At 69.6% G+C, this 11,122-nt stretch carries 12 protein-coding genes; 2 read left to right on the forward strand and 10 right to left on the reverse strand.

Features of this window, described 5'->3' with window-relative positions:
* Positions 1-8 precede the first annotated feature (8 nt).
* From mtnB to ABZ863_RS05070, 10 genes are all read right to left on the reverse strand, one after another.
* Positions 9-653 (reverse strand): methylthioribulose 1-phosphate dehydratase, encoded by a 645-nt coding sequence (mtnB, locus tag ABZ863_RS05025; protein WP_358531192.1) that lies wholly within the window; start codon positions 651-653, stop codon positions 9-11.
* Complete coding sequence (mtnC, locus tag ABZ863_RS05030; protein ID WP_358531194.1) at positions 650-1,360, reverse strand: acireductone synthase; 711 nt, start codon at positions 1,358-1,360, stop codon at positions 650-652. Before mtnC ends, mtnB begins: the two co-directional genes overlap by 4 nt.
* Complete coding sequence (locus tag ABZ863_RS05035; RefSeq protein ID WP_358531196.1) at positions 1,357-2,346, reverse strand: methylthioribose-1-phosphate isomerase; 990 nt, start codon at positions 2,344-2,346, stop codon at positions 1,357-1,359. The genes mtnC and ABZ863_RS05035 overlap by 4 nt, the downstream gene beginning before the upstream one ends.
* Positions 2,346-3,509 (reverse strand): acyl-CoA dehydrogenase family protein, encoded by a 1,164-nt coding sequence (locus ABZ863_RS05040; RefSeq protein WP_358531198.1) that lies wholly within the window; start codon positions 3,507-3,509, stop codon positions 2,346-2,348. The genes ABZ863_RS05035 and ABZ863_RS05040 overlap by 1 nt, the downstream gene beginning before the upstream one ends.
* Positions 3,506-4,237 carry a purine-nucleoside phosphorylase gene (locus ABZ863_RS05045; protein ID WP_358531200.1) on the reverse strand — a complete coding sequence of 244 codons (732 nt, stop codon included), beginning with the start codon at positions 4,235-4,237 and terminating at the stop codon, positions 3,506-3,508. Before ABZ863_RS05045 ends, ABZ863_RS05040 begins: the two co-directional genes overlap by 4 nt.
* On the reverse strand, positions 4,234-5,142 hold the full coding sequence (locus ABZ863_RS05050) for an ABC transporter permease (protein WP_358531202.1): 909 nt from the start codon (positions 5,140-5,142) through the stop codon (positions 4,234-4,236). Before ABZ863_RS05050 ends, ABZ863_RS05045 begins: the two co-directional genes overlap by 4 nt.
* Positions 5,139-6,143, reverse strand: coding sequence for an ABC transporter permease (locus tag ABZ863_RS05055; protein WP_358531204.1), 1,005 nt, complete (start codon positions 6,141-6,143; stop codon positions 5,139-5,141). Before ABZ863_RS05055 ends, ABZ863_RS05050 begins: the two co-directional genes overlap by 4 nt.
* A complete protein-coding gene (locus tag ABZ863_RS05060; RefSeq protein ID WP_358531206.1) occupies positions 6,140-7,681 on the reverse strand; it encodes an ABC transporter ATP-binding protein in 1,542 nt (513 codons plus the stop codon). The genes ABZ863_RS05055 and ABZ863_RS05060 overlap by 4 nt, the downstream gene beginning before the upstream one ends.
* Positions 7,662-8,699, reverse strand: coding sequence for a BMP family ABC transporter substrate-binding protein (locus ABZ863_RS05065; RefSeq protein WP_358531208.1), 1,038 nt, complete (start codon positions 8,697-8,699; stop codon positions 7,662-7,664). Before ABZ863_RS05065 ends, ABZ863_RS05060 begins: the two co-directional genes overlap by 20 nt.
* Before the next feature lie 152 nt (positions 8,700-8,851).
* Positions 8,852-9,277: a DUF3574 domain-containing protein gene (locus ABZ863_RS05070; RefSeq protein ID WP_358531210.1), complete on the reverse strand. Its 426-nt coding sequence runs from the start codon at positions 9,275-9,277 to the stop codon at positions 8,852-8,854.
* A 291-nt stretch (positions 9,278-9,568) separates the two neighbouring features.
* On the opposite strand from ABZ863_RS05070, the gene ABZ863_RS05075 reads away from it, so the two are divergent.
* A complete protein-coding gene (locus ABZ863_RS05075) occupies positions 9,569-10,684 on the forward strand; it encodes an ABC transporter substrate-binding protein (RefSeq protein WP_358531212.1) in 1,116 nt (371 codons plus the stop codon).
* A gap of 3 nt (positions 10,685-10,687) precedes the next feature.
* Positions 10,688-11,122, forward strand: a 435-nt coding sequence (locus ABZ863_RS05080) for an iron chelate uptake ABC transporter family permease subunit (protein ID WP_358531214.1), incomplete at its 3' end; no start/stop codon positions are given.

Genomic DNA, 11,122 nt, shown 5'->3' on the forward strand with positions numbered 1-11,122 from the left:
GGGCGCGCTCAGTGGTCGCCTTGAATGCCGCCATGTCGTTTCACACTCCCATCGACACTGTCGATACTGGACTCCACGGCGAACCTGAGCAACCACTCCAGGCATTCGAGCCGGTGGCGCGCCTGGCGCAGATCGGCGCCCCAGACGTAAATGCCGTGCCGCGCCACGATCAACGCCGGGGTGTCGGCCCGGTACCCGCGCTCGAAAGCAGCACCCAGCACGCGCATGTCCTGCCCGTTGGCGATCACCGGGATCGTCACCAGGTCGTCGTGCGCGGCCCGGCCGAAACCCTTGAGCATCTCGAGATCGCGCAATGGCACGCCGGCGGGCCAGCGCTCGGCGGCGAGCACCGGGGCGAGCGCGTGGACGTGCACGACGGCGCCCGCCCCGGCAACCGCCGCGATCCGGGCATGCAGCCCCGCTTCCGCGGACGGCACGCCCGCGGAAACCGGGGCACCGTCGCCATCGACCACCACCACGTCGTCAGCGGTCAGCTCGCCCTTGTCCAGTCCGCTCGCCGTGACAGCCAACCGCAGCGGATCCTGGGACAGCACCACCGAAAGGTTCCCCGAGGTGCCGCGCATCCAGCCCATCGCCGCATAGCGCGCGGACTCCGCGGCGAGCTGCTGGCCCGCCTCGAGCACCGCGGTCATGTGGGCACCACCGTCAGCTCCGCGAACGAGCCGATGGTCCGATGTGGACCGAAATCCGCGTCGCCGAAGGGCTCCCCCTGGCGCGCCACACCGACCGTCTGCCAGCCGGCCGCCGCCGCGGCGTGCAGTTCGGCGGGCACATCCGAGAAGAACACGATCCGCGCCGGTTCGGCCAGCAGCTCCGCCGCAATCGTCCGGTAGGAGGGCTCCTCCCGCTTCGGGCCGGCGTTCGTCGTGTCGAAATGCCGGCTGAACAGGCCTGTCACATCGCCGTCGGTGGTGCGGGAGAACGAGGCGATCTGACCGGCGACCGAGCCGGAGGAGAACACCGCGAGCCGCAGGCCCGACTGGCGCCAGCCGCGCAACGCGGTGAGGACGTCCGGGAAGAACTCGGTCGTCAGGTCACCGACCGCGAAGCCACGCTGCCAGATCAGGCCCTGCAACGTCTTCAGCGGGGCGATCTTCTGATCGGCATCCATCCAGCCGTGCAGCACACCGACGACCTCGGCGGTGCCCGCCTCCGGCGGCAGCTCCCCCAGTTCGCGAATCTGCGCCACGGCCTCCGCGACAACCGGGTCGTCGCCGTGCTCGTCGATCCACGGTCCGAGCCTGGGCCGGGCGTACTCGTACAGCACCACGTGCACCTGGCTGGTGGCGGTGAGCGTGCCTTCGATGTCCAGAACCACCCACTCGGTGGCGATCGTCACGGCTCCTCCTGGTAGTAGTCGGCCAGTTTGCTGGGGTTGAACGCGCCGCGGTCGGTGACGACCTTGGTCACGAACCGCGGTGGGGTGACGTCGAAAGCCGGGTAGTGACCACGAACCCCGGGATAACCGACGCCGGCCGCCGCGAGCACCTCGGCGCCCGCGCGGTACTCGATCGGCACGTCCGCGGCGCTCGGCGCGAACCGGTCCGGTGCCTGCACCATGGCGAAGAACGGCACCTCATAGGCCTGCGCGGCGATCGCGAGCCCGAGGGTCCCGATCTTGTTGATCACGTGACCGTCCATGGTGACCCGGTCGGCGGCCGTCACGAGCGCATCGATCCGCTTCTCGGCAAGCACGGCAGCACCCATCCCATCGGTGATCAAGGTGGTGTTCACACCCATCTCCGCCAGGGTCGCGGCGGTCAGCCGGGCCCCCTGCAGGTAGGGCCGGGTCTCGGTGCAGTGGAAGCTGAACGTCTTGCCCGCCCGATCCGCGCCACGTACGAGTTCGACTAGGTAGAGATCGGCCCAGCAGTGGGTGAGCACCGCGGCGCCGTCCGGCAGCAGTTCCGCGGTGAACGCGCCGAGCGCGCGACTGTTCGACCGGTACTGGCCATCGCCGAGCCGCGCTCCCGCGGTGACGGACCCGACTATGTCGCTCTCATCCAGTGTGGACAGTGCGATCCGCACGGCCTTGCCGAGATGGTTGTTCGTCGGCCGGGTAGCGATCAACCGTTCGCCGGCACACTCGAGGTGCGCACGAGGATCGGGCGAGTGCACCGATTCGCGGGCGGCGAGCACCATTGCCCACAGTGCGGCGAAGTATGGGCCCGACGACTGGGTGACCATGTCCTCGATCGCGCGAGCCACCTCCTCCACGCTTGTGCACCGCACCCATTCCCGCCGCTCGGGGAACACCCGGCGGTCCAGGATGTACACGCCGTCATCGGCCAGCCGGACACTGTCGGCCAGGATCGGTAGCTCCATCAGCTGTACCCCGTGTGCGCCGGGTGCTCACCGGTGAGGAAGTGCGCGCCGACCTCGCGCGCCTTGTACACCACCGGATCGTGCAAGGTCAGGGTGCGCGCGTTGCGCCAGAACCGGTCGAAGCCGTACTTGTTCGCGGTACCGCGGGCGCCGACGAACTCGAACAGCTTGGTAGCGGTCTCGTTGGCGATCCGGGTGGCCACGACCTTCGCCGCCGACAGGGTGATCGCCGCCTCCGCACGCTCCGCCTCGGTCAGCGCGGCGCCGCGGTCGAACGCCTGGCCGAGCGCGACAGCCGCGGTATCGGTGAGTGCGGCCGCCGCCCGGACCTGTGCCACCAGTTCACCGTATCCAGCCACGATGTACGGGTCACGAACCGAGTCGTCCACATCGGACAATGCCCAGGCCCGGGTGCGAGTCCTGGTGTACTCGGCGGCCTCGGCCAGTGCCCCCTCGGCGATGCCGACGTAGACCTGGCTCAGCATCAGCTGGAAACCGAGCGCGGCGAGCGAGCGGCGGGCCGCGCCCGGCGCCGTGTCCTGCTGTGAGCCGAGCACATCGTCGCCGGGCACGTGGACGTCGTCGAACTCGACGCCGCCGCTCGCGGTCAGCCGCTGACCCAGGTTGTCCCAGTCGCCCGGATACGACAGGCCCTCGGCACGGGCGCCCACGGTGAAGGTGAGCTTGTCCCCTGTGTCCGTCCGCGTCGCGCTCACCACGAGCCGGTCGGCCACGCTGGCGCCGGTGGCGAACGTCTTGCGCCCCTTCACCAGATAGCCACCCTCGACCGGGGTGAGCTCGAGTGCGGCGTCGAGCGGGTTACTGACGCCTGCCCAGAACCAGCCGCGGGCGACGGTTTCCCGTTGCAGACGCTCGACAGCATCGGGCCGGTCGAACAACTCCGTGCGCCACAGCTGCAGGTAGTGGTAGCCCAGCAGGTGCCCGACCGAGGCATCCGCGGCGGCGACGATCCGGGTGGCCGCGTTGGCCGCGAGCCAGCCGGCGCCCTGCCCACCCCGTTCCCGTGGCACCAGCAGGGTCAGTAGCCCGGAATCCCGGAGGAGTTCCACTTCCGCGCGTGGTTCGGCCGCTGCCCGCTCGCGCTCGACCGCATCCGCGCGCAGGGTCGCCGCCAGCCGCTGCGCGGCTTGTCGCCAGGTCATCCCAGCTCCACCAGTGCGTCCAGGGCCACCTGGCTACCAGCCGCCACTCCGTCGGCGACCACCTGCCGATGCGGGTCGTACGCGGCCGGGTCGGCATTGTCGCTGGTGGCGTTGCCATCGATGACGAGGACTCCCCCGGCCCGCAAGCCGCGCAACGCCGCGAACACCAGCAGCGTCGCCAGTTCCATCTCGATCGCGATCACCCTGGCGGCGAGGTAGTCCCGCATCGGCAGCTCCCGCACCATCGGGCTGAACGCGGCCCTGGTCCACACCACACCGCGATGTGCCCGGACCGCCTGGGCGGCCGCGGCTCGGTCGAGCGTCAGCACGACCTCTGGTGTGGCGAAGGCTGGGTACTCCGGGTGGATCAGCTGCCCGGTGACACCATCGTCGCGCACGGCGGCCTCGGCGATCACCAGGTCACCGTCGGCCACCCCGTCGCGCAGCGCGCCCGCGGTGCCGAACCGGACGAACGTGTGCACGCCCGCTTCGGCGAGTTCCCCGAACTGGCACAACGCGCCCGGGCCGCCGACTCCGTGCGAGGACACCACCACCGGCATCCCCCGCCAGTGCCCCGTGTAGCTGCGGTATTCCCTGTTCTGCCCAATCGGCACGGCATCGGCCAGCAACCCGGCGATCGCGGTGGCCCGGTCCGGGTCGCCCACGACCAGCGCGTGTCCCGGCAGCCCCGCACGCGGGATCTTCGTAATGGGCAGAATATCGCTCACTCGGTCCCCCTTGTCACGACACGGCGCGCGCGCACTCGCGCACTGAACACGAACAGCGCCACGAGCGTCACCACGTACGGTGCCGCATCAGTGAGCTGCTGTGGCAAACCCAAGCCCTGCAGGCGGAATCCGAACGCCTCCGCCAGTCCGAACAGGACAGCGGCGGCGAGTACCCCGTACGGCAGGGCCCGGCCGAGCAGCACGGCCACCACGGCGATCCAGCCGCGGCCCGCGGTCATGTTCTCCGAGAACAGCGTCACGTTCCCCAGTGCCAGCTGCGCACCGGCCAGCCCGCACAGCGCGCCGCCGACGAGGATCACGCCGTAGCGGTACCTGTCGACGGGCACACCGAGGCTCGCCGCCGCCTCGGGACGCTCGCCGACACCACGCAGCCGCAGCCCCCACGGATGCCGGTAGAGCACCACCGCGAAGGCCACCACCGCCAGCCACGACAGGTACACCAGCACGGAGTGCCCGGAGAGGATCTCACCGATGACCGGAATCCGGTCCAGCACGGGGATCTCGACGGGATCGAGCCCGGCGAGCCCAGGATCGCTGAACGTACCGCGGGAGCCGAAGACGGTCTGGATCAGATAGCTGGTGAGGCCGACCGCCAGCAGGTTGGCGGCCACGCCGAGCACGATCGCATCCGCGCCGAACGTGACCACACCCGTCGCCACTATCAGCGAGTACACGGTCCCGGCCAGCATCGCGGTCAGCACGCCGAGCCACACACTGCCGGTGTACCAACTGCCGGCCACCCCGGCGAAACAGCCCACCAGCATCGTACCCTCGAGCGCGATGTTGAACACGCCCGCTCGCTGGCACAGCGCTCCGGCCAGTGCGGCGAACAGGATCGGCGCGAGCGCACCGAGCGCGGAGGAGAACAGCGCCGCGTCGATCACACGGTCCTCCTTCGTTTGCGTAGCACACCAGTGGTGGCGGCCAGGAAGAGAATCAACACCGCCTGCAGCACCGCGGTCAGCTCCCGCGGCACCTGGGTCGCCCGCTCCATCGCGAACCCACCACTGGTCAGCGCCGCGAAGAACAGTGCGGCGATGACCGTCCCCAGTGGACTGGCGAACGCCAGCAATGCGGCCAGCAGGCCGATCCAGGTGTACTGCGGGGTGATCAGCGCGCCGTCGATGAACCGGTACGGGAAACCGAGTACGACGACCGCGCCGACCAGCCCGGCAAGGCCACCCGAGCAGAACAGCAGCCGCAGAGTCAGCCGGGGTCGCTCGATCCCGGCGTACTCGGCGAAGCGTGGTCCCCAACCGGTGACGCGCGCCTCGAATCCGGCGGGCGTGCGGGCGTCGACGACAGCGAACGCCACCGCGGCCGCCGCGATGAGGAACAGACCGACGGTCACGCCACTGCCGGCGAGCACGGGCAGCCGCACGTCCGGCGGGAGCTGCCCGCTCTGCGGGAGGCTCGATCCCGGATCGCGCATCGGGAAGCGCACCAGGTACGCGGCCAGCGACATCGCCGGATAGCTCAGCAGCAGCGTGGTGACCAGCAGCGGCACGCCGAGCCGGGTCTCGCACAGGGCCGCCGCCGCCGCGTAGGCGCCACCGGCCAGCACCCCCGCCGCCAGCGCGGCAACGATCCCGAGTGGACCCGGTACCTGTAGGCCGACGGCGATCGCGCTGATCGCGCCGAGCACGAGCTGTCCCTCGCCGCCGAGGTTGACCAGCCCTGCACGCAACGGGATCGCGAGCGCGGTCGCCATGCCCACGACCGGCACGGCGTAGGCCAGCGTGTCCGGGATACCGTCCGGACCGAAGGCACCTTCCACAATGGACCAGTACGCGGTCAGCGGATCCGCCCCGGTCGCACCGAGCAGCAGTCCGCCGAGCAGGAGCGCGGCGAGCACCGTGAAGCTGACAGCCCGCAGATTGTTCACAGGGCCGCTCCGGCCATCGCCATGCCGATTACATTCACGTCCGCCTCGTCCTTGCCGAACCGCGCCACGATCCGGCCCTCGTACATGACCAGAATGCGGTCGGCGAGCCCGAGAATCTCGCTGAGCTCCGCTGACACCAGCAGCACCGCGTGGCCGGCATCCCGGTAGGCGATCAGCTCCGTGTGGATGTCGACCACGGCGGCGATGTCCACACCCCGGGTCGGCTGCTCGACCAGCAGTACGGGCGCCTCGTGCGCCAGCTCCCGGCCCAGGATCGCTTTCTGCTGGTTACCACCGGACAGCGTCCGCATCGGCGCGGCGGGGCCCGGCGCCCGGACGTCGAACCGCTCGATGATCCGCTCCGCGTGCCGGCGGAACTCACCGGGCCGCAGCAATCCTCGGCGCAGCAGCGGGGGCCTGCGGTGGAAACCGACGGCCAGGTTGTCGGCCAGGCGCGCCCCTGGCGCGGCACCGACGTCGCCACGGTCCTCCGGGATGTAGGCGATCCCGGCGGCACGCCTGTCCCGCACACCGAGGTCACTGATATCGCGGTCCCCCACCAGGACCGCACCCGCATCAGATTCGAGGAGCCCTGCGATCGCGGCGACCAGTTCGTTCTGCCCGTTACCGGCGACACCCGCGATGCCGACGATCTCCCCGGCGCGCACCGACAACGACATGTCGTCGAGCAGCGTGCGACCCCGGTCGCGCACGGTCAACCCGCGGACCGACAGCGCCTCTTCGCCGGGCCGCCCGGGTGGGTACACCCGATCCAGGTCGACGTCACGACCGGTCATCGCGGTCGCCAGCTTGGCGCGATCGGTGGCCGAGGTCGGCGCGGACAGGGTCACGCGACCGTCCCGCAACACGGTGACGTTGTCGCTGACCGCCGTCACCTCGTGCAACTTGTGCGTGACGAGCAGGACCGTGTGTCCCTGACCGGCGAGGTCACGCAACACCGCGAACAGCCGGTCGGTTTCGGCCGGGGTGAGCACCGCGGTGGGCTCGTCCAGGACCAGCACTCGCGCTCGCCGGTACAGCAGCTTGAGGATCTCGACCTGCTGGCGCACGCCGACGGGCAGGTCCCCGACACGATCGTCCGGACGCAACCGCAGTTCGTGCCGCTCGATCAGCTCGGTGACGCCCGCGCGGGCCGCACGCCGGTCCAGCAGCCCGCGCCGGGTGGGCTCGGCGCCGAAGATCACATTGTCGCTCACCGACAGCGAGTCGAACAGCGCGAAACCCTGCTGCACCATGCCGATGCCGGCGGCGATGGCCTCGGCCGGTGACGCGAAGGACATTGGTTGACCCGCGAGGGAGATCGTGCCCTCGTCGGGTTGCACCATCCCGTAGAGCACCGACATCAATGTGGACTTGCCGGCGCCGTTCTCCCCCATCAGGGCATGGATCTCACCGGGGGCCGCCGACAGGTCCACGTGGTCGTTGGCGAGCAGGGTGGCGAACCGTTTGACGATGCCGCGCAGCTCGACGGCCGGGGCTTCGGCGCTATCAGCGCTCTCAGCTCTGTGCAGGGTCATCGATCGTGATCGTGCCCGCGACGATGTCGTCGCGCAGTTGCCGCACCTGGTCCAGCACGTCGGGGTGGTCGGCGATGACGCACTGGGACGACGCGACGTCCGGCTCCAGACCGGTCAGCGAGATGCCCTCCTCCTGCACGCCGTACGAACGAGTCTCGCCGCGCTGGCCGTCGAGCACCGCGCTGATGCCGTCGGTGATGACCACGTCGGTGCGCTTGATGACGTTGTCGACGACCTGGCCAGGGCTCGCCGGGCACTGGTTGGCGTCCACACCGAAGGCGAAGATGCCATGCTCCTTCGCCGCTTCGAACACGCCCAGGTTGCCCGACGCGGAGGCCGCGCCCATCACATAGTCGACACCCTGACCCGCGAGCGTGGCGGTGAGCTGCTTGGCACGGCCGGGGTCGTTGAACGGGTTCGAACCACCGATGTACAGCGGGCTGAGCGTGGCAGCCTGGTCGACCTTGCGCGCGCCCTCGCCGAACGGGACGGAGTAGCGGCGGAACTGCGGGGTGTCGAGGGCGACGATGGCGCCGACCTTCTTCGACTCCGACAGCAGCCCGGCTTCGGCGCCGGCGAGGTAGACACCCTCGTACTCGCGGAACACCGCGCACGTAACGTTCGGCAGCGACTGCTCGATGCACGAGTCGACGAACAAGAACTGCTGGTCCGGGTTCTGCTCGGCTTGCTGGGCGATCACGTCGGCGAAGTTGAACCCGACGGCCACGATCACATCCGGCTCGTCGCGCACCGCGGCGGCGATGTTCTGCTGGATGGATGCCGGGTCCGTGCTCTGGTAGACCTTCTGGCTCCCACCGTGCTGCTGCGCCGCGTCCTCCGCGCCCTTGACCGCGAGCCGCAGGAAGTCGTTGACGCCGACCGGGCTCGGCGTGACGAGCACGAACGAAGGGCCGTCGGTGTTGTCACCGTCACCACCTGGCGAGTTGGCCGCCGCGTTGCAGCCTGCTAGCAGCATGCCGACCACGGCCAGACCGGCCAGCCAGGATCTCGAAGCCATCTGCAGTTCCTCCACACCAACCTGAGGTCGCCCGAATGGAACAACCTCGCGCGAATAGTAGAAAACGGTCCGGACTGTGGCCAATCAGTCTCACCTATTGAGACCACGCGCGCCAGGCGGTCCGGCGCGCGTGGTCAGCGTGGTCAGCGTGGTCAGAACGAGACGCGGTCGGTGCTGTCCGCACGGAGCACCGACTGCTGGTCGAACAGTCGCTTGTAGTCCGCGCGGATCTCCTCGATCTCCCGGTTGGCTTGGCGGTCCTTGCGCGGGTACAGCAGGATCAGCAGGTAGGACTCCTCCTTCCCGCCCATCCACTGCCCGTGCGCCTCCAGCCAGGTCAGTCCATCTGGGAACGCGGGCGTGACTTCCTTGTCGAGGAACAGCTCGAACTCCGTCGGAGTGATGGCGGTGCCGTCCGGCCGCTCAGCTCCGAAGTAGAGCTCGGTCCGGTTCCACAGCTCACCCGGTGTGGCGGCGGCGGTGCCGGTCACGGTGCCCGAGGCGGCGGTCCCGGCTGAGCTCAGGCTCAGCACCAGCGCGCCGAGGATGCCGGCGATGGCCGTACGTCGTGTCGTCATGGCCGTATTCAACGACAGTGCCAGCGTCCGCTGTAGACCGATCCGAGGAGTGAGACACCCACCCGTGAGTGAACAGCGGCGATGTCGGTGCCCGCCGGAGCGCAAGATCTGTTGCACCAGTCTTCTTTTCCTTCCCGAAACTACGCTGGCCGCGAAATCAATAGCCAACGCCGATCGGTGCGGTTCTCAGAACACTGTTGGACTGCCTGCCGGTGCCGGCCGCAGGCTGGAGCGGCGCCGGACACCGCGCCGCCGTGCTGTTGCTCCCCGTCGGGAAAGGACACCTCCACGATGACTCGCTCGCCCCAGCTCTGGGCGTTCGCCGCCCTGTTCACCGCCCTCGGCACACTCGCCACAGCGTGCGGCGCGGCGGCCGACAGTGCCGGCGACAGCGGCGAGGCCGGGGCCCGCGACACGACCGTGATCACCGATGAGCTGGGCCGCGACGTCGAGGTCGAGGTGCCGATCCGGTCTGTGTACACGGACCTCTACTACAACGCCGAACTGGTCCGCGCCGTCGGCGCCGGTGACCGGATCGTCTCGATCGACGACACCGCGGACCCCGGCCAGAACCCCACCAACGCCGAGTACTTCGCGAACCTGGCCGGCGCGACCGTGGTGGGCAACGCCGATGAGCCCAACTACGAGGCCATTGTGGAGTCCGGCGCCGAAGTCGCGGTCTTCCGCCGCAACGGCCCCTACGAGGAGGCCATCGAGAAACTCGCCCCGTTCGGCATCGAGGTTCTGGTCATCACGGGCTGGGACCCGAAGGTGTTACGCGAGTACGTGCCGGTGCTCGGCAGGGCGTTCGGCACCGAGGAGCCCGCCGCGGAGGTCGCCGCGCTCTACGACGACATCAGCGACGTCCTGGATCACGGCTTGCAAGGCGTGCAGCCGCGCCGGGTGTACTTCGAGAACAACGCCGACTTCATCACGGCGCTACCCGGCTCCGGGTGGCACGACGCGATCGTCGAGGCCGGCGGCACGAACATCTACGGCGACGTCCAGCCGGGCGACGACACCAGCGCATCCGTACACCAGTACGAGGTCGATCCGGTCGACATCATCGGCCGCGATCCAGATGCGATCATCCACGTCGGCGTCGACGGACAGGTCTACGGCTACGACACATGGGACCGCGAGCTGTCCCGCCAGCAGGCCGGCACGATCGCTGACCGGCCCGGCTGGCAGGCCGTGACCGCCGTGCGGGAGCGTCAGGTGTACGTCGTGGACAACTTCTTCTTCAGCGCCCTCGGCAAGCAGATCGGAACGCTGGCGACCGCGACCTGGCTGCACCCCGAGAAGTTCGCCGACGTCGATCTCGACGAGTACTTCGCCCGCTGGCTCGAGGTGCAGGGCGTCCAGCCCCGGCCGGCGAGCGACTACATCTACCGCATCGGCAGCTGAACAATGAGCCCGCACACGACCGCCCCTACGGCCGGCGAACCCACCGCGGACCGTCTGTCCACAATGGCCAGTCGGCGCTACGTCCCGCAGACCGCCCTCGTGGCCGGCGGGGTCGTCGCAACTCTGCTCGCCGCACTCTTCGGCATCCAGCTCGGCACGTCCGGCGCTTCCTTCGGCGTTGTCGTCGACGCGGTGTGGGCCAACCTCACCGCGAACGTGCCCGCCGATCCGGCACTCACGCAGACCTACACGATCATCTGGGAGCTGCGTGTCCCCCGGGTGGCGCTCGCGATCCTCGGCGGCGGGGCACTCGCGATCGCCGGAACCCTGTTCCAGGGACTACTGCGCAATCCGCTCGTCAGCCCGTACACGCTCGGCATCGCGCCAGCCGCCGCATTCGGCGCGTCCGTGTCGATCATCGTCTTCGGCGCCTCGGCG

Origin of the sequence: Saccharomonospora sp. NPDC046836 (assembly GCF_040645195.1) — a bacterium.
In the GTDB taxonomy this organism is placed as follows: Bacteria; Actinomycetota; Actinomycetes; order Mycobacteriales; family Pseudonocardiaceae; genus Prauserella_A.

What these genes read in the sequence shown, in the direction of transcription:
- mtnB (WP_358531192.1), bottom strand. Translation starts at nt 653, where the DNA reads ATGACCGCGGTGCTCGAGGCGGGCCAGCAGCTCGCCGCGGAGTCCGCG.
- ABZ863_RS05035 (WP_358531196.1), bottom strand. Translation starts at nt 2,346, where the DNA reads ATGGAGCTACCGATCCTGGCCGACAGTGTCCGGCTGGCCGATGACGGC.
- ABZ863_RS05040 (WP_358531198.1), bottom strand. Translation starts at nt 3,509, where the DNA reads ATGACCTGGCGACAAGCCGCGCAGCGGCTGGCGGCGACCCTGCGCGCG.
- ABZ863_RS05060 (WP_358531206.1), bottom strand. Translation starts at nt 7,681, where the DNA reads ATGACCCTGCACAGAGCTGAGAGCGCTGATAGCGCCGAAGCCCCGGCC.
- ABZ863_RS05065 (WP_358531208.1), bottom strand. Translation starts at nt 8,699, where the DNA reads ATGGCTTCGAGATCCTGGCTGGCCGGTCTGGCCGTGGTCGGCATGCTG.
- ABZ863_RS05070 (WP_358531210.1), bottom strand. Translation starts at nt 9,277, where the DNA reads ATGACGACACGACGTACGGCCATCGCCGGCATCCTCGGCGCGCTGGTG.
- ABZ863_RS05075 (WP_358531212.1), top strand. Translation starts at nt 9,569, where the DNA reads ATGACTCGCTCGCCCCAGCTCTGGGCGTTCGCCGCCCTGTTCACCGCC.